Annotated in this window: 16 protein-coding genes; 4 read left to right on the top strand and 12 right to left on the bottom strand. The window is 44.2% G+C overall.

Features of this window, described 5'->3' with window-relative positions; genetic code table 11:
- Positions 1-61: 61 nt before the first annotated feature.
- Positions 62-1198 (top strand): glycerate kinase, encoded by a 1137-nt coding sequence (locus EO131_RS12460; protein ID WP_127022563.1) that lies wholly within the window; start codon positions 62-64, stop codon positions 1196-1198.
- Between the two features lie 12 nt (positions 1199-1210).
- On the opposite strand, the gene EO131_RS12455 is transcribed toward EO131_RS12460, so the two are convergent.
- The 4 genes from EO131_RS12455 to EO131_RS12440 all read right to left on the bottom strand — a co-directional run bounded on the left by EO131_RS12455 (position 1211) and on the right by EO131_RS12440 (position 3427).
- Positions 1211-1813: a GNAT family N-acetyltransferase gene (locus tag EO131_RS12455; protein WP_127022560.1), complete on the bottom strand. Its 603-nt coding sequence runs from the start codon at positions 1811-1813 to the stop codon at positions 1211-1213.
- A 108-nt stretch (positions 1814-1921) separates the two neighbouring features.
- Positions 1922-2392, bottom strand: coding sequence for a hypothetical protein (locus EO131_RS12450; protein WP_127022557.1), 471 nt, complete (start codon positions 2390-2392; stop codon positions 1922-1924).
- 51 nt (positions 2393-2443) lie between these two features.
- On the bottom strand, positions 2444-2938 hold the full coding sequence (locus EO131_RS12445) for a Dps family protein (RefSeq protein WP_127022554.1): 495 nt from the start codon (positions 2936-2938) through the stop codon (positions 2444-2446).
- A 264-nt stretch (positions 2939-3202) separates the two neighbouring features.
- Positions 3203-3427: a hypothetical protein gene (locus EO131_RS12440; protein ID WP_127022551.1), complete on the bottom strand. Its 225-nt coding sequence runs from the start codon at positions 3425-3427 to the stop codon at positions 3203-3205.
- 207 nt (positions 3428-3634) lie between these two features.
- On the opposite strand from EO131_RS12440, the gene EO131_RS12435 reads away from it, so the two are divergent.
- Both EO131_RS12435 and EO131_RS12430 read left to right on the top strand, forming a co-directional pair.
- On the top strand, positions 3635-3967 hold the full coding sequence (locus tag EO131_RS12435) for a single-stranded DNA-binding protein (RefSeq protein ID WP_127022548.1): 333 nt from the start codon (positions 3635-3637) through the stop codon (positions 3965-3967).
- Positions 3968-4096: 129 nt separating this feature from the next.
- Entirely contained in the window at positions 4097-4540 is a 444-nt protein-coding gene (locus EO131_RS12430; protein ID WP_127022546.1) for a hypothetical protein, read from the top strand.
- Positions 4541-4592: 52 nt separating this feature from the next.
- Here the strand turns inward: EO131_RS12430 and EO131_RS12425 are convergent, their stop codons facing one another.
- The 8 genes from EO131_RS12425 to EO131_RS12390 all read right to left on the bottom strand — a co-directional run bounded on the left by EO131_RS12425 (position 4593) and on the right by EO131_RS12390 (position 17456).
- Entirely contained in the window at positions 4593-6146 is a 1554-nt protein-coding gene (locus EO131_RS12425; RefSeq protein ID WP_127022543.1) for a M20/M25/M40 family metallo-hydrolase, read from the bottom strand.
- 336 nt (positions 6147-6482) lie between these two features.
- Positions 6483-7322, bottom strand: a complete 840-nt coding sequence (locus tag EO131_RS12420) for a phosphatase PAP2 family protein (protein WP_127022540.1) — start codon at positions 7320-7322, stop codon at positions 6483-6485.
- Between the two features lie 30 nt (positions 7323-7352).
- Positions 7353-8255 carry a histone deacetylase family protein gene (locus EO131_RS12415; RefSeq protein ID WP_127022537.1) on the bottom strand — a complete coding sequence of 301 codons (903 nt, stop codon included), beginning with the start codon at positions 8253-8255 and terminating at the stop codon, positions 7353-7355.
- Positions 8256-8265: 10 nt separating this feature from the next.
- Complete coding sequence (locus tag EO131_RS12410; RefSeq protein ID WP_164731684.1) at positions 8266-10395, bottom strand: Tex family protein; 2130 nt, start codon at positions 10393-10395, stop codon at positions 8266-8268.
- A gap of 70 nt (positions 10396-10465) precedes the next feature.
- On the bottom strand, positions 10466-11845 hold the full coding sequence (locus EO131_RS12405) for a hypothetical protein (RefSeq protein WP_127022534.1): 1380 nt from the start codon (positions 11843-11845) through the stop codon (positions 10466-10468).
- Positions 11846-11930: 85 nt separating this feature from the next.
- Complete coding sequence (gene metG, locus EO131_RS12400) at positions 11931-14078, bottom strand: methionine--tRNA ligase (RefSeq protein ID WP_127022531.1); 2148 nt, start codon at positions 14076-14078, stop codon at positions 11931-11933.
- Positions 14079-14222: 144 nt separating this feature from the next.
- A complete protein-coding gene (locus EO131_RS12395; protein WP_127022528.1) occupies positions 14223-15935 on the bottom strand; it encodes a DUF1501 domain-containing protein in 1713 nt (570 codons plus the stop codon).
- A 9-nt stretch (positions 15936-15944) separates the two neighbouring features.
- On the bottom strand, positions 15945-17456 hold the full coding sequence (locus EO131_RS12390) for a DUF1800 domain-containing protein (protein ID WP_127022525.1): 1512 nt from the start codon (positions 17454-17456) through the stop codon (positions 15945-15947).
- 171 nt (positions 17457-17627) lie between these two features.
- Here EO131_RS12390 and EO131_RS12385 point away from each other — a divergent pair, with 171 nt between their 5' ends.
- Entirely contained in the window at positions 17628-17987 is a 360-nt protein-coding gene (locus EO131_RS12385; RefSeq protein WP_127022522.1) for a YraN family protein, read from the top strand.
- Positions 17988-18027: the final 40 nt, after the last annotated feature.

The following is an 18027-nucleotide window of genomic DNA, read 5'->3' as shown; positions in this document are numbered from 1 at the left end:
AAACCTGTGCCGTTTTGAAACGTATCCTTGTTTCTCCGAGAATCTTCAGTAAATTGTAAGGATGAAATTCGTGCTCGCACCCGATAAATACAAAGGTTCCTTGACCGGACAAGAGTTTTGCTCCGCCGTGGAAAGTGGTATCCGAAAGGTATTTCCAAATTGCGAAATTGTAAAACGACCCTTGGCAGATGGGGGCGATGGCACCATTGATGTGGTTGCCCACTATTTGAATGCTTCCCAAGAAGTAGTTCCCGTGAAGGATCCCTTGTTTCGTGACATTGAGGCCCATTATCTGTTGTCGGATGATAAGAAGACTGCCTTTATCGAAATGTCGGAAGCTTCGGGGTATAAATTGCTCAAGAAATCGGAAATGGACTGTATGCAGACCACTACGTTGGGCACGGGACAACTCATTTCGGATGCCTTGGAAAAAGGAGCCGAGCAAATTGTTCTGGGTATCGGCGGAAGTGCCACCAACGATGGGGGAATGGGCATGGCTGTTGCCTTGGGATATACTTTTTTGGATGCCCATGGAAATGAGTTGGAACCCATTGGAAAAAATTTGGAGCATGTTGCCACTATTGATGCAGAACACGTCCACCCCAAACTTAAATCCGCCGATGTAAAGGTCGCTTGCGATGTCACCAATCCATTTTATGGCGAGCAGGGAGCTGCCAAAGTTTATGGACCTCAAAAAGGAGCTTCCGCACAAGAAGTGGAAGCATTGGATCGGGGACTACAACAGTTTGCCAAGGTGCTCAAAGCAACTTTTGGTGTGGATGTGCAACAAATTCCCGGTGCAGGTGCTGCGGGCGGTGTTGGTGGTGGTGCTGTGGTCTTTTTGGAGGCGGAGCTTACCTCAGGAGTCGATTTGGTGATGGAACTGGCCCAATTTGATCCGGTCCTGGAGCATGCAGATTGGGTAATCACTGGCGAAGGGCAACTGGATGGGCAGACTTTTTCCGGTAAAACCATTAACGGCGTGGTGAAAGCAGCACAGCGCCATCATGTTCCCATTGCCGCCTTCTGTGGATCTATTGATGTGACCATAGCCCAAATACAGCAGATGGGATTGGACTACGCGGTTTCCATCCTCAACCAAATTGGCAATCTGGACGAAGCCAAGGCGAAAAGTTTCCACAATCTTGAGTTGGCGAGCTATAATTTTGCCCACCTCTTGAAGCAAAGCAAAGGGTAATTGGGGGTCGACCTATTTTAATGGGCCTCTTTTCATTTTAAATTCCAAGGAAGTTTTTACCGTTTTCCATTCGCTGTCCAAAATGGAGAATACCACGGTGTCCCTTAAATTGCCTTCCGCATCGACGCGATGGTTTCGTAAGATGCCATCTTGTTTGGCGCCCAATCGTAGAATGGCGTTTCGCGATGGATGGTTGTGAAAATGCGTTCTGAACTCGACGGCAATGCAACCGAGGGTCTCAAAGGCATGGCGCAATAACAAATATTTGGCTTCGGTATTGATGCCGGTCCGTTGTGCCTTTTGGGCATACCATGTGGCCCCGATTTCTACTCTTTTGTTTTTGGCATCCACGTTTAGGAATCGGGTGGAGCCTACAACCTTACTGGTCTTTTTTTCGATGATAGTAAAGGGCAATGAAAGGCCTTTGTTTTGCTCCTCCAAAGCCGTGTTCAAGTAGGCATCCATAGTGGTGGGTGTTGGCACGGTGGTGTACCAAAGTTCCCAAAGCTTTCCATCGGATGCCGCGAATACCAAGTCCACTTTGTGGGATTTTTGAAGCGGGACAAGTTTTACAAGGTTCCCTTCCAATTCGATAGGGTGCAGCCAGGTTGACATATCATCGATTTTGCCCCAAAGATAGGTGGATTTGGAGGGATTATCACAAACAAAAAGGCCGGGAAAAATCCCGACCCCTCTTGTCAATCAAAAAACGAAACCTGAAAACTATCCTATTTCCTTAAATTCTTCAACCGAGAAGAAATCTTGGTCTTCATTGTTGATGAAATAGATGCCTTTTTGTACAAAATATTCCATGGTTTTGTCGTCCACTTTTACGGCGAATCCCTTTTTGGTAGGGACTACGGTAAAGCTATCGGTTACGGAACGTTTGTACTTCAACACCATATAATGATCGTACTCTTTATCATTGTTGGTGTCCACAGCAATGAGTTTGGTCACTTGGGCTGGTTGGGTGTTTCGGTCCTGATTGACCATTTGTTTGTCCTTGTTCTCCAAGGCTACCGGATAGTTTCTGTGCTCCATGACCTTTACATTATATGGGACTTCGGTTCCATCTTTTTCAATGGCAAAGGTTTTATGGATGGTCGCGTTCATTTTTCCTTCGGTGCTATTTTGGGCATTTCCGAAGAATCCGGTCAATAAAATAAGTGATACTAGGGTTGTCAGTGTTTTCATGGGTTTCTGTTTTTTATAGTTACTAAATGATTTTTGTTTTGCTATGATGGATTATTTCAAATAGGAAGTGAACATCCAGTTTCGTTTCTCCAAGTAGGATAGGAAATCGGTCAGGATTTGTTCGGTGACCACATCTCCGGTTTCCAAAGAGGCATTGATACCATCCAACATATTATTATGGAGAATTTCGAAGTCTTTCAAGACCTCACGCACCATTTCCAATGCTGATAACTCTTTGGAGGGTTCCTCAATTTGTGACAGCTCCATGGTTTTGGTCATGGTGAAATGGGGTTTAATTCCAAAAGCTCGGATGCGTTCCGCTACAATGTCGATGTTCTTTTTGGCCACATTGTATTCGTCTTCAAACACTTCGTGCAGTTCGAAGAAGTCCGGTCCTTCAACGTTCCAGTGAAAATTGCGGAGTTTGTTGTAGAATACTTGGTAATTGGCCAAAAGTGTGTTCAGTGTGACAACAATTTCAGCGGTTTCCAAATAGGTGAATCCTAATTTTTTAAAGGATTTATTTTTTGTTTTTACGGTTTCCATGTTTTGTATTTTTTTGATTAAACTTCAGTTTTGAGCATGAGCGGGTAGGGGATAAATCCTACTTTAAATTGTCATTGCAGTTGTTGGAGAAGGGAAAGATGCTCGACGTTTCCCAATAAGAATAGTGGTCAGGGGAATGACCTAGAATACGTGGTCAAGAATTTGTTTTCTTGTGTAACTCATACTATTAATATACACATATTTATCAGAAAACCAAGTATTTAACAGGTTTTAACAGGTAATGTGGAAGGGTCTTTTGCCAAATTAAGGGTGTTCTGGACTCAGCTCTATAAAGCCTTCTTTTAGGGCAATATAAATGTCGGGAAGAATATCGGTCACATACGCTTTGTCACTGTTGAAGACCATTTGGGGTTCTCCATGGATCATATCCTGTTCTTGAATGTAAATGGTATCCAATTTGTCATACATTCGTTTTCCAAGACTGAACCGTTTCACCACGGTATACTTGTCAATGCTTCGAATCGCCATGTTGGTTGTTGGTTTGGTATTTGGTTAGACACATCTTGTTTTGATGGGTCACATTCTGTAATCAAAATTGAAGATAAACATTTACATCCGTTTACAAACGAAAGTAAACCATTTCAAACCGATTCTAATTTTTCACTGCTACTAAGTTTGCGTTGTCGAACCGTGGAGTTTGACAATACAATTTGTTTAATTCTTAAATCTTACAACATGAATTCACTTAAAAACAAAGTACAATTGATTGGTAATTTGGGAAATGATCCTGAAATGGTGACTATGGAAAATGGCAGTAAACTGGCAAAATTTTCCTTGGCCACGAATGAAACCTATAAAAATGCAGAAGGTGAAAAGGTAACCGATACCCAATGGCACAATATAGTGGCTTGGGGAAAAATAGCAGAGATAGCCGAGAATTTCCTGGCCAAAGGAAAGGAAGTGGTCATTGAAGGAAAATTGATGTCACGTTCCTACGAAACCAAGGAAGGGGAAAAGCGCTACATCACCGAGGTGAAATGCAACGAGTTGTTGATGCTGGGCAAATAATGTTCCATTTCAAGAATGGGGTTAAAGGGGCGTTTCGTCCCTTTTTTTGTTCCAAGGATTAGGGTCAAACCCGTTTCGGTTGTTATGTATGTAAAAGAAAGTTTTTTAATACACTGAAAAAGGATTAGGATGAGAAAATTTGGTTTTACGATAGGCTACATACTTTTGATCTTTTCAACCACCTTGGCGGCCCAAGAAAATAATGATAGTGATACAATGGACAAAGAGTCCTATTACGAGCAACGTGCCAGACAGGATGCAGCATTTGAACAATCATTGGATTTGGCCAATGAAGATGATGAAAAAGATATTTGGAAGGACCAAAAGAAGTATGAAAAGGATTTGCGAAAACGGGATAAAGAAGCATATAGGGCTTACATGAAAGGTAAGCACGATGCTTATGCAGAACATGCCGAGCATTGTGGATCACATTGCCAGCATAGCGAACACTATTACCAACATGCCCATTTTTATTTCTCGTATTCCGATTATCATTATCCAAGACACAATAATGTTGCCGTCCGAACCGGTGTACAAATAGCATCACCACGTATTGGTGTCTCTATATTTTAGGTTGATTTAGTTAGTTAATGAAAACGCCCCGATTTTCGGGGCGTTTTTATTTTTAATTCATTCCTCCTTTGCGTTCCGGAGAGCGAGGAGTGGGCCATTCCAATTGTTCCCCTGTACGGTCGCTAATGGGCAACACCGCTTTTTCACGAGAGGTCTTTTCGGGATATTCGCTGGCCATATAGGCCAAGATTGCTGTTAGGATGGCATTGTTCCGAACATCATCAAAAATGATCTTATCATAGGTGTCCCGGTTGGTATGCCAGGTATAGTTCCAGTACGACCAGCTCAAGGAACTCAAGCTAAAGGCCGGTGCTCCAGCCGCCTGGAACGAGGCATAATCGGAACCACCGCGTGCCGGGGTTCCCGGAAAGGTCGTTTCAATTTCATCGGTAATTTCCTTGGGAACGGCATGGAGCCATTTGCCCAAATAATCGTACGCATTCAAAAAACCACCGCCAGAGATGCGAACCACCCTTCCGGTTCCATTATCCTGGTTGAAAACAGCCTGAACGCCATCCACGATTTCAGGATGGTCCTCCACAAAGGCCCTAGATCCGTTCAATCCCTGTTCCTCACTACCCCAATGACCCACCAAAATGGTGCGTTTTGGATTGGGATAGGCCTTTTTCAATAGGCGCATGGCCTCCATCATCACCAAAGTTCCGGTTCCGTTATCGGTAGCACCTGTACCGCCATCCCAAGAATCGAAATGGGCGGAAAGAATCACATATTCGTCCGGTTTTTCAGAACCTTTAATTTCCGCAAGGGTATTAAAAGTAGGCATGGCACCCAAATCCTTGGATTCCGCCACAATATGGATTTGCGGCTTCTGGCCAGATTCGACCAAACGGTAGAGCATGCCATAATCCTCAAGTTCCAGATCTACTGTGGGTATTTTTTCAGTACGGGCTCCAAATATTTTGTTCACGCCAAATCCTCTGGACCAATTGGATCCTACAATGCCAACGGCACCTGCTTTTTCCAAAGCTTCCGGCAGTGTTCTGGAATTGTGCCCCATGTTTTTCATGTTGTCGTTCCACGCTTGGGTCTGTGCTTCGCGTTCGTTTTTCATTTTTTCAAAGGATTTTTCCGTGGCAAATTCTTCCCAGTTGTAATCGGGTCTGCCTGTGGGTTGCGGCATGGAAACCATCACCAATTTTCCTTTAACATTGGGCAGCCAGTTTACAAATGCCATGGAATCGGTAACAGTTGGTAATACCACCAGCTCTGCCGTTACCCCCTTTTTTGGGGTGGCCGGACTCCAGGCCAACTGCGTGCCACGAAGGCTCTGTACCCGGGGATGCACCATATCGATGTGGGAAATGCCACGTTCCCATCCACGCCATTCGCCCCATTGTTCGTTTCGGGCGGGGATACCCCAACTGGCATATTTGGCAACGGCCCAATCATGGGCCTGTTTCATTTGTGGTGTGCCGACCAAACGGGGACCGATACCGTCCATGAGTTGGTGTCCCAACTCCTTCAATTGGGAGTTTTCGTTCGCCTCGGTAACAATGGCTTCAATAATGGGGTCTTTGTCCTGTGCAATGCCCATAAAGGCATTGAACACCAAAAGTGTGATGAGAAGTGTAATTTTTCGTGTCATAAGGTTGAATTGTTTGCCCTAAAATAGCACAATTCACCCAGTAGGGGAAATACAAATACCAAGAAGTCTTGAATGGAGGAGGGATGGGTTAGGCCACTTTTTTCAACAAGTCGAAGCAAGGGCATTTTTTGCACCTTTTGTGCTCGCCCTTCTCAAATTTTTTACAGCATTTGGACTTTACCTTGCCTGTGGTTGACAAGGCTTTCTTCAATGCCTTTTTGTCCTTCTTTTTTGCTTTTTTCTTGTCCTTTCCCATCGGTTTGAAAAAGATAGGACAAAATTAATTGTTTTTAATTAATCTAAATAAGAAATTAACACAGATGTATCCGGTAAAGATTAAAATCGGATGGCCACTCCCAAGGTTTGGGGTCCAAAAGAGAGGTTCCAGCTCAATTTTTTAGTGTCCTGATTGTATTTTTCGTCATACTTGGCATCCAAATACCGGTCAATGGACTCCACAATAAAAATACTCAGCACCGTGCTGAAGGCCACATCGGAGAACCAGTGAAAATCATCAACGATTCGAACAAATCCAGGGATCAGACCCACGGTATAAATACCCGCCTTTACCCATGGACTTTTAAATTGTTTGGCAATCGCATAGGCATTGCTGAACGCCAACATGGCATGTCCGGAAGGGAAGGAGTCGTAATTGTATACCCGGTTCAAGTGCAATGGGTCGAAGGTGCCCGAACTATCCCCGCTCTTGGGTCGAGCCCTGCCAATTATCCTTTTGGAAACCTGTTGCAGAAAACCGCCCGCAGTAGCCGATGAGATCAGTAGTACTCCGGTACGTCGCAATTTTTCATTTTTGGTAAAAAGCCCGGCCAGGTACACCCCTCCGGTTAGCATGTAGTTGTTCTCGGGGCTGCCATACTCATGGCCATAGTCTTTGATCAAATCAGGAACATCTTCACTGAATCCATTCGTCCAATCATTGATCTCATCATCAACCACAAAAAGGAGCAATGTACCCCCAGTCAAAAGACCGGCATTGGCCCAATCGTTCCCTTGCCAATGGAAGGGTCTTGAATAGGCGTAGCCAACCCCTCCAAAAACGTTGCCCATGTCATAGGTGAAATTGTGCCATAAATTTTCTGGTTTAGCTGTCTGTAGGTCCTGAGCCGAAACGGAAGCTAGAGTAAAAAACAGGAATAATACTTTTAAAGATCTCATAATGGTTGAAAACTGGAGTAGTCGTTAAAATTACGTATAAATAACCTGAGCCAATCGAAATGTATTGGCATGTGCCTCCACAATAACTTTGATTTCAGGGGAATAACCACCGCCCATGCTGCATTGTATTGGGATACCGGCATCATAGCAAGTTTGGAGCACGAAACGATCACGTTCCTTACAACCTTCCAAGGTCAATGATAGAGTTCCCAACTTGTCGGATTCCAAAACATCCACCCCGCAGAGGTAAAAAACAAAATCGGGTCGTACAGTTGCAATGAGATCGGGAAGGGTATCCTTCAACAAGGTAAGGTACGTATCATCATTCGTGCCTTTTTCCAAAGGAATATCCAGATCGGATTCTTCTTTTTTGAAGGGGTAATTGCTTTTACCGTGCATGGAAAAGGTAAACACCGAAGCATTATCCTGAAAGATTTCCGCGGTACCATTGCCCTGGTGCACGTCCAGATCCACGATCAAAATACGGTCCAAGTTCTGATGGCGCAATAAATAGTGGGCCCCAATGGCTTGGTCGTTGAGCATGCAAAAAGCCTCTGCACGGTCGGAATAGGCATGATGGGTACCTCCGGCAATGTTCATGGCAATGCCATGTTGCAGGGCGAAATCACATCCTTTGATCGTGCCATCTGCAATTATGCGTTCCCGCATTACCAGTTCCTTGCTCAATGGAAAACCAATTTTCCGGGCTTCTTTGGGCGGAATGGCCAGGTGGACCAAATCATTGTAATACCCTGCATCGTGAGCGGCCAAGATATGGTCGTCATCAGGAAAATCGGGTTCAAAAAAATTCACCGCGGTACAGGTGCCTTCGTGAAGCAATTGTTGCGGCAAGAGCTCATACTTCAACATCGGAAACCGATGTCCATCCGGTAGGTGGTGTTTATAAATGGGATGATAGGCGATCTTGAGCATGCAGCTTATCTCATTTGTGCAATGCCAACTGTATCCGCTTTCTGGGGACATCCACATCCAAGACCTTAACGATCACTTGCTGATGAAGGCTCACATGTTCGTTGACATCTTTCACAAAAGTATCGGATAGATTGGAAATATGGATCAACCCGCTTTCCTTGATCCCGATATCCACAAAACAACCAAAGTTGGTAATGTTGTTAACGATGCCCGGTAGCAGTTGCCCTTGGCGTAAATCGGTAATTTCCCTAATGTTTTGGTTGAACGTAAACACCTTGGCCTTTTCCCGAACGTCCAGCCCTGGCTTTTCCAATTCCTTTACAATATCTTCCAGAGTGGGCAAGCCGATGGATTCTGTACAGTAGGATTTTAGGTCGATTTTTTTCAGCGCAGTGGTGTTGCCCACCATTTCTTTTACGGGAATACCTTGGTCCTTCGCCATTTTTGCCACCAATCCGTAGCTTTCTGGGTGTACCGCAGAATCATCCAAAGGATGGTCCCCGTTTTTGATGCGCAAGAACCCTGCACTTTGCTCAAAGGCCTTGCCGCCCAATCGAGCTACCTGCTTTATTTCTTCCCGATTCTTAAATGCCCCATGTGCATTACGGTGGGCCACAATGTTCTCGGCAAGTTTTGGGCCGATTCCCGAAACGTAGCTCAGCAAGGGTACGCTGGCGGTATTGATGTTCACTCCAACAGCGTTCACGCAACTTTCCACTACGGTGTCCAACGAGGTCTTCAATTGGGTTTGGTCCACATCGTGTTGGTATTGGCCCACACCGATGGACTTGGGGTCGATTTTCACCAATTCGGCCAAAGGGTCTGCCAATCGACGGCCGATGGAAACGGCCCCACGAACGGTAACATCATAATTGGGAAATTCATCGCGGGCAATTTTGGAAGCCGAATAGATGGATGCCCCGGCTTCACTGACCACAAAAACCTCAATGGGATTTTTAAACGCAATTTGTCGTATCAATTGTTCGGTTTCCCGGGAAGCAGTTCCATTTCCTATAGCGATGGCCTCAATTTTATAGGCATCCACCAAGGAACTTATTTTTTTCATGGCCCCTTTGGTGTCGCGTTGTGGCGGGTGCGGATAAATGGTTTCGTTATGTTTTAAATCACCCTGTTCATCCAAACAAACCAGTTTGCAGCCTGTCCGGAATCCCGGATCTATGGCCAAAATGCGTTTTTCGCCTAGGGGAGCACCCAATAACAACTGCTTTAAGTTTTTGGAGAACACCTGAATGGCGGAGGCATCCGCTTTTTCCTTGGCCGATTTCAACAGTTCGTTGGACAGGGAAGGGAACAGAAGACGTTTGTAGGCATCGGCAATGGCCATTTGGATTTGCTCGGCACAGGCATTGTTCGATTTTACTACCCGTCTTTCAATATGCTGCAGGGCCCTTTCGTCATCAATTTCGATTTTTACCCGAATAAAACCTTCGTTTTCGGCCCGCATGATGGCCAAAAAGCGATGGGAAGGACACTTGCCCAAAGGTTCGCTCCAATCAAAATAATCCCGAAACTTTTGGGCGTTCTCTTCGTCTTTTTTGGTCTTGACCACTTTGGTGGTTATCAAGGCATGACGCTCCAACTGTCCCCGCAATTGATTACGGATGTCGGTACGTTCGTTGATCCATTCCGCAATGATGTGTCGGGCCCCTTCGAGGGCTTCATCCTCATTGGCAACATCCTTGTTCAGGTATTTGGAGGCAATGAATTCGATGTCATCACTCCGTTGGGCCATTATGATTTTGGCTAAGGGCTCCAGTCCATTATTGCGGGCTGCTTCCGCTTTGGTCTTTTTGCTTTTTTTGAAGGGAAGGTAGAGGTCTTCCAAACTGGTCAAATCTGTACAGCCCTTTATTTTGGCCTCCAGTTCAGGGGTAAGGGCATTTTGTTCAGCAATGACCTTGCTTATGGCCGCCTTTCGTTTCTCCAACGCCTCAAATTGGGCCTTGAACTGAACTATTTCGCCTATTTGAACCTCATCCAAATTACCGGTACGTTCCTTACGGTAGCGTGCAATAAAGGGCACGGTGCAATCTTCCTCCAACAAGCCTACGGTGTTTGCAACACTTTTTTCTGAAAGGTTGGTGTGCTGAACGATGTAGGGGATGAGTTGAATTTTCATTTGGGAGTATTATAGCATTGTAGATAGGGTAGCCAGCTAACCTGTATATTTTTAAGTACCCTTAATCAATTTAGAACCTATATAATATATATTTTTCCAGTTTTTGGTCGTAAAAACCCCAGATATAGGAATTACCAAGCTTAAATACCGTTTCTGCATCAGTGCTTGGCAATTTTAAACCAGCTTCACTGATCTTATCAAAAACATTTTCAGGAATCTCACCTTTCAAATGGTTGAAATCTTCATCGAACCAACTTTCTATTCGGGTTGCTTTTGTGGAAGTGTAATTTCCATAGGCGAAAAATGTTGGGTTAAAAGTAACCGCAAAACTTCCAATACTGCCCACGGGTATTCCGAATCCAGGCATCATCATGGGTGCTCCGCCAGAAGATATTTCTTTCTTTGAACCTAAGGTAACAACAAAATTGTTGTTGGATTTTGTGGTGGCCACACCAATATCTTCATTGCTCATTCTTCTTAGAAACTGACTAGTCTTATCCAAGATGCGATAATTTTTCAATTTTCCACCTTCTTGAATAATGGGTGTATTCTTAAATGGAATTTCTTCATTTTTAGTAACTCGGAAGTTTTTTAATTCTTCACCTGAGGCTAATTTTTTAATCGAAAAAATCATTTCCTCCGTCGAGGCGGAAATAATATAAATCTTGTCGTCCAGAATAAAAGAATTTGAATTTATTTCTGTGCCTGAGGTAGTGGGTTTGTCAATTGTTGAAACAGTATAACTTAAATTCGAAGTTGAAAAATCCAATATATAGGTTCGTCTTTGAGCATCCACAGTCAGTTTGAAACCTGATTTTCCGGGATACATTTTAACAATGCTGCTGGTGGTTTCAATTGAATTTGGAGATTCTGAATCAATTTTATCCACATTGAACCCATATGAGGATCTGTTAAGATCCTTACCCCCGGTTCCCATAAGTTCATTTAGATTTATAATTGCACCTAAATTGTTGAAAAAGGGTGTGCCCTTTATATTTATGCTTTCCTTTTGGAAAGGTTTTCCCTCATCGAACACGTAAAAGTTCAATTCATTGGTTCCCTTTAGCAGTGTAATGAGGTAGAATTTTGATTCGTCAGTATAGCCTTCTACATAAAGTTCATGCTTGAGTTTAAAGTCATAAACGGTTTCTTCGGTGCTTCCAATTTCAAAATCAAAAAGGACGCTTCCAAAAATCTTACTTTTGCTATCTTTCAAAAACAATCGGATTTTTTTGCCTTGAATGGAGTACCCTATGATTTGGCTAAACTGTTTTGGAAGTCCTTCAGAAGCAAATCTTCTGACAAGATCAAGTCCAGGGGAATATAAATAGCCATATAGTGCGTTGTCGTCATCCAAGAAAATCGCAAAATTACCAGTATTTTCATCAACAACTGAAAAAGCACTTTTGACATTTTTACCGCCAATCTTCAGGTCATTTTCAATTTCCAAATATTTTTCTTGGGAAAAAATGGATAATGAAAAGATAGCCAATAGGATTTGGAAGATTTTTTTCATGGTTTTAAGTACGGTTAGGTTATGAAATGCTTTCACCATTGAGCACACCCTCTTCATCTGGATTTAAAAACACTAATTTTCCATCCTTGTTTTCCGTCATCAGGATCATGCCCTGGCTTTCCACACCACGAAGTTTTCTAGGTGCCAGATTCACCAATACGGTTACTTTTTTACCAATGATATCTTCAGGGTTGAAACTTTCAGCAATACCGGAAACGATGGTACGGGTATCCAATCCGGTATCAATTTTTAGGACCAACAATTTGTCCGCTTTTGGCATTTTTTCGGCCTCCAAAATGGTGCCTACCCGCATGTCCATTTTGGCAAAATCTTCGTAGGTGATGGTATCTTTTTGAGGGGTAATTTCTTTTTCCATTGCGCTGGTTTTGGGCGTTGTTGAAGCATTCGTTTTTTTGGTGGCTTCCAATTTGTCCAATTGTTGTTGTATTTCGGTGTCCTCAATCTTACGGAACAGGAGTTCGCTGGGGTTGATTTGGTGCCCTGCCGGAAGCAGAATGTCTTCGACACTTACATCATCCCAACCAATAGATTTCTCGACTGCCTGCCCGTCCGGCAGGCGGGCGCTCGAAATGACACTATTATCGTTATTCCGGGCTACACCGAGAATCCCTTTTAATTTATTGGAAGTAAAGGGCAAAAATGGCTCACTCAATATGGCAAGCCCAGTGGCAATCTGAAGCGCCACAAACATAATGGTCTTTACGCGTTCCTCGTCGGTCTTTATCAATTTCCAAGGCTCTTCGTCGGCCAAATATTTGTTGCCCAGGCGAGCCAGGTTCATTAGTTCTTGACTACCTTCCCTAAAACGGTAGCGCTCCAACGAATTGGTTAAAATTGCCGGAAAACTTTTGAGGGCTTTCAAGGTTTCTTGATCTACCTCGGTAAAGGCATTGGGAGTGGGCACTACTCCGTTGTAATACTTATGGGTCAATACGGCCACACGGTTCACGAAGTTGCCAAAAATGGCGACCAGTTCATTATTGTTCCGGGCCTGAAAATCTTTCCAGGTAAAATCGTTGTCTTTGGTCTCTGGCGCATTGGCCGTTAGTGCATAGCGAAGCACATCCTGCATATTGGGAAACTCTTCCAGGTACTCGTGCAACCATACCGCCCAGTTTTTGGAGGTGGACAATTTATTGCCTTCCAAATTCAGGAATTCGTTGGCGGGTACATTTTCGGGCAATATAAAATCCCCATGGGCCTTCAGCATGCTGGGGAAGATGATACAATGGAACACAATATTGTCCTTCCCGATAAAATGGACCAATTTGGTATCCTTACTTTTCCAATAGGGTTCCCAGTCCTTGCCCTCGCGTTCGGCCCACTCTTTGGTGGAGGAGATGTAACCGATGGGCGCATCGAACCATACGTAGAGCACTTTGCCCTCGCCGCCTTCCACAGGTACGGGTATGCCCCAATCCAGATCGCGGGTCACCGCCCTTGGTTTTAACCCATCATCGATCCAAGATTTGCACTGACCGTACACATTGGGTTTCCAATCCGATTTGTGGCCTTCCAAAATCCATTCTTTCAAAAATCCTTCGTACCGATCCAAGGGCAAGAACCAATGTTTGGTCTTTTTTAGGGAGGGTACGGTTCCGGTGATGGTCGATTTTGGGTTGATGAGGTCTGTGGCGTTTAGGGAAGATCCACAGTTTTCACATTGGTCCCCATAGGCTTCTTCATGTCCACATCGCGGACAGGTGCCGATCACAAATCGGTCGGCCAGAAACTGTTTGGCCTCATCATCGTACAATTGTTCGGTTTCTTCTTCAATAAAATCACCTTGTTCGTATAATTTTTTGAAAAAATCAGAGGCTGTCTTATGATGAACTTCCGCAGAAGTTCTGGAATAATTATCAAAGGAAATACCGAAATCGGCAAACGATTTTTTAATGATGTTATGGTATTTATCGATTACCTCTTTGGGAGTGATGCCTTCTTTTTTGGCTTTCATGGAAATGGCCACACCATGTTCATCGCTTCCGCAGACAAAGGCAACATCGTTACCCTTCAATCGTAAAAAACGGGCATAAATATCGGCTGGCACATAAACACCTGCCAAATGTCCGATATGGATGGGTCCATTGGTGTAGGGAAGTGCTGCAGTTAGGGTATATCTGGATGGTGAATTGCTCTGGGCCATGAAAAATTCAAATTAGGCCTCAAAAATACTGAATTTGGAGGGATACATCCTAAAAAAAGGAATCCCCCGTAAATGCCACCCGATTTGGGGTGTGGGGCGCATTCGCAGAGGATCCCATAAAAGACGGAATGATTTTCTAATCGATTACGAAATCATTACGGATTTACTCATTTTTTTGCCAGCTACCGTTATTCGGTAAATGTATTTTCCGGTGGAAAGGCTATCGCGCATGCGTTCCCGAATATTAATCTCGGTAGATCCTTCCAATAACATTTCGTTGAAAAGGGTGCCCACACGCTGTCCCAAAATATTGAAGAGCTCAATATCCACATGGGCTGCAATAGGCATTTCCAAATGGATGTGCGGCGCCCTTGAACTTGGATAGTAGGGTGAGTGTACAATACCATCCAAAATATCCACATTGGGGTCCATGGGATCCTGACTTGGCGGGGTGTCCGGCAATATTGGTGGATCGTTGTCCATGGCAATATCCTCGAGGGTTTCCCCACTACAATTGAATCCTAGGTCAATGGCACGGTAGGGGTGTCCCAACAAATGTTGTTCCACTGAAGCACGGGGTACGCAAAGCCATTCGGCCAATACGGTACCATACAAATCCCTAAAGTCCATGGTATATTCCAAGTTGCCTCGGTTGTTGGGTTCATCCAAGGATGGGTGGTCGCCCACAAAGGCACTTCCGTTCAATCCGGAACCGAAGAAAAGGGTCGGTGCCGCTTTTCCGTGGTCGGTACCATTGGAACCATTTTCAAAGATTCGGCGTCCAAACTCAGAGAAGGTCATGCTCAATACCTTGTCATCTTGTTGGGTAAAGGCGATATCCTCGTAAAAATTATTGATGGCAATGGACAGATTGGACATCAATCGTTCGTGTACAATAGGTTGATTGCCGTGGGTATCAAAACCGCCCATGGAAATCATGTATACTTTGGTGCCCAAATTTCCTTTGATCAAACGGGCCAAAAGCGCCAACTGTCGTGCAAAACCATTGTCTTGGTATTCCACTTGGTTCTGTCCTCTCATGTAGGCATCGTGGATAATACCCGCATACTCGTAGGTAGTATTGGCTACGCCCCGTAAAAAACGAAGCTGATCACCATACATACAGTTGTCAAATGGGGCATTTTCTATATCGTAGAACGTTCCGGTCTGCGCAATTTGCTCCAATTGGTCCACATTGTTCGTTACAAAGGCATAGTTGGTTTCTTCTCCTTGAAAAACCAAATTGGCCAAGTTCCCAATCTGGATGGCTGCCGGTGCAGCCGGTGGATTGATCAAATAGTCCGGGTAGAGTTCTTCAAAATGCCTACCCATCCAACCTGTATTCTCACCTGAGAATCCTGTGGTGGTCAAATCGGTATTGGCAAAAATGTCGGAACCGGTAAAATGCGAAAGACTTTGGTTCTGATAACCAACCCCGTGCACCGCCTTGAATTGGCCATCACTCCAAAGGGGTTCCAGAGCACTCATATAAGTGGGTACCCCAAAATCGTCGGTTAATTTTAAAACCTTACTTTCAGGGATGTAAATATTGGGCCTGGCATTGGCATAGGTATCATATTGTTGGATCGGGATAACGGTGCTAAGTCCGTCGTTGCCGCCCGATAAACGAATCAAAATCAATATGTTGTCCGTTTCTGCCGCTGCCACTGCCGCTGTTAACGGGGAAGGTGCAGAGGCGGAAATCAAATGACTTCCCAAAAACATGGAACCCGAACCTGCAATACCCAATGCTTGGATGAAGGACCGTCGGCTCCATTTAGTGTGTTCCATATCGTGGCCCTCATGTTCGAGGCCTTTGTGTGGGGATGTATCGTGGTTATGATGATTGTCGCACATGGTGTAGGGTTATTTAAGTTGAAATTCGGGTTCTCTGGACAAATGGCGTAATAAAACGTGTACTTGGGTCGGTACTTCCATACTGGTGGAAAGTACCCACCAACTATTTCCACCTGGAATATAATCCGGGGAATAGTAATCTTCTGGTACATCATCGATTTTGAAGGCGTCCATGGCCCTCTCAAAATCGGCATCTGTCAAAAGGCCCTTCGGTGTAAACTTGTTCACCAAAGCCCTAACCACAATTTCTGGGTTACTGGTATTCATGTTGGCCGGTCCAACGGCATCCATGGCCAAGGTTCGGAATTGCTCGGGGTCGTTCTGGAAAAAGCGATCGATGAACACTTCCATGGTCAACCAACGGCCAATTATGAAATTGGTATTGATCCAGGTTCGATCTCGTTTCCAACCTTCAACCTCTGGAGGTTGGAAAAACCGTTGTCCGATCAAGGAACAGGAATCCATAAAGTTCAGCACATCCATATCGTCGTAAGCGAAGTTGGACTCCTTTACAAAATTGAAATAAAGGTCGGCCGGACTTTTAATAATGACCCCAATGGCGGTGTCATCAAAAAAGTGTTGGCTCTTGAACAACTGACGCAATACGGGTGCTATATCAAAATTATTGGCAATGAAAGTTTGTGCCAATCCGTCTATGATCTGTGGGGCAATGCCTCCTTCATCATTCGTAGAATCGGGATGCACAAAAAATTCGTAAAGTTTTTTACAGATGAACCAACCAATCTCATTGGGTCTTTGGTTGAAAAGAATATCCATGACATCGTCATAGCCCCAATTGCCGGTTTGGCCAAAAATGGTCTTGTTCTCGGTATTGAATTCTGTCGGGTCGAAGGTGACCTGAGTACAGCCTTCTTCACCACGTTCTGTATAACCGGACAAGGCCTTGGCTGTTTCAATGATATCTTCTTCGGTATAGTTGTTGCCCTCACCCATGGTGAACAGCTCATACAATTCACGGGCATAGTTTTCGTTGGGGTTGTTGCCTCGGTTGCGCACCCCGTCCAAATAATAGAGCATGGCACTTGTAAGGCCTATTTCACTGGTGAACGTCTTGAAATTGCCCAATGCATTCCGTTGCAAACAATTCACATAGTAATAAAGGAACTGGGGACATTCATAGGTTTCCAATTGGGTCACAAAGTGGTTGCTCCAAAAGAAACTTAATCGGTCGAGCAATCCTTGATCCAAAAGGGCATTTCCGTAGGTAATCTTGAATTCCTCGATTTGGGTACTGCGCAATTGTCTAGCTAAATCGTCATCAGCTGGGTAGTTGGCCCCGGTCCAATCTGCCCAAGTGGGAGCAGGAATCACTGGAGCGGCAAGCGCTTGGTTGACCAAGTTGTCCACAAGGGCATCGGCGGATTGCCCAACAGCGGCATTTATGGTCTGTACAGAAGCACTAAAACCCAGCCTTCGGTACAAATGGGCAGCACGCAACTCATCCAATGGAGTAGTATACGGCGCCAAAGTTGAGGTATTACAATTGATGAAGTACTCCATAGCAATGTCTGGCGTTAATTAGGTACATAGTTTTGGGGCAACTATATGCTTATGCTAGTGTTGGATGTGGTTCAATTGAGCCAACAAATTACAATCTTAACGTTCCAAAGTCCTTGAACTACCAAATTTTTCGATGAAATGCACGAAAATTTTTGATACATTACCTTTTAAATGGCAGAACACAATCAATTTGGCAAGCTTGGAGAGCAAAAGGTAATCGACTTTTTAAAGGCCAAAAACTATCGAATTCTTACCCGTAACTATCGGTATCTCAAAGCAGAGATCGATATTGTTGCCCAACATGCCGACACATTGGTCGTAGTAGAGGTAAAGTCAAGAAACAAGGGATTTTATGAGGAATTGACAACCACTATCAGTTCCAAAAAAATCAAATTATTGACCATGGCAGCAAACCAGTTCATTCAAGAAAATGATCTGGATTTGGAGGTTCGTTTTGATGTGGTCACCGTGATAAAAAATGGAGAACACCTTCACATTGAACACCTTGAAAATGCGTTTTATTTTTTCTAACCATTTGTTTGTTTTGTAACAATATGTTATTTTTGTTCCA

Source organism: Flagellimonas beolgyonensis (assembly GCF_003992615.1).
Lineage (GTDB): Bacteria > Bacteroidota > Bacteroidia > Flavobacteriales > Flavobacteriaceae > Flagellimonas > Flagellimonas beolgyonensis.
The sequence above is the reverse complement of the archived record's forward strand: the minus strand, read 5'-3'. Positions and strand labels throughout refer to the sequence as shown.

Bases quoted from the DNA above. Each gene is read 5' to 3' on its own strand.
- EO131_RS12460 (WP_127022563.1), top strand. From the start codon at position 62: ATGAAATTCGTGCTCGCACCCGATAAATACAAAGGTTCCTTGACCGGA.
- EO131_RS12455 (WP_127022560.1), bottom strand. From the start codon at position 1,813: ATGTCAACCTGGCTGCACCCTATCGAATTGGAAGGGAACCTTGTAAAA.
- EO131_RS12450 (WP_127022557.1), bottom strand. From the start codon at position 2,392: ATGAAAACACTGACAACCCTAGTATCACTTATTTTATTGACCGGATTC.
- EO131_RS12445 (WP_127022554.1), bottom strand. From the start codon at position 2,938: ATGGAAACCGTAAAAACAAAAAATAAATCCTTTAAAAAATTAGGATTC.
- EO131_RS12440 (WP_127022551.1), bottom strand. From the start codon at position 3,427: ATGGCGATTCGAAGCATTGACAAGTATACCGTGGTGAAACGGTTCAGT.
- EO131_RS12435 (WP_127022548.1), top strand. From the start codon at position 3,635: ATGAATTCACTTAAAAACAAAGTACAATTGATTGGTAATTTGGGAAAT.
- EO131_RS12430 (WP_127022546.1), top strand. From the start codon at position 4,097: ATGAGAAAATTTGGTTTTACGATAGGCTACATACTTTTGATCTTTTCA.
- EO131_RS12425 (WP_127022543.1), bottom strand. From the start codon at position 6,146: ATGACACGAAAAATTACACTTCTCATCACACTTTTGGTGTTCAATGCC.
- EO131_RS12420 (WP_127022540.1), bottom strand. From the start codon at position 7,322: ATGAGATCTTTAAAAGTATTATTCCTGTTTTTTACTCTAGCTTCCGTT.
- EO131_RS12415 (WP_127022537.1), bottom strand. From the start codon at position 8,255: ATGCTCAAGATCGCCTATCATCCCATTTATAAACACCACCTACCGGAT.
- EO131_RS12410 (WP_164731684.1), bottom strand. From the start codon at position 10,395: ATGAAAATTCAACTCATCCCCTACATCGTTCAGCACACCAACCTTTCA.
- metG (WP_127022531.1), bottom strand. From the start codon at position 14,078: ATGGCCCAGAGCAATTCACCATCCAGATATACCCTAACTGCAGCACTT.
- EO131_RS12395 (WP_127022528.1), bottom strand. From the start codon at position 15,935: ATGTGCGACAATCATCATAACCACGATACATCCCCACACAAAGGCCTC.
- EO131_RS12390 (WP_127022525.1), bottom strand. From the start codon at position 17,456: ATGGAGTACTTCATCAATTGTAATACCTCAACTTTGGCGCCGTATACT.
- EO131_RS12385 (WP_127022522.1), top strand. From the start codon at position 17,628: ATGGCAGAACACAATCAATTTGGCAAGCTTGGAGAGCAAAAGGTAATC.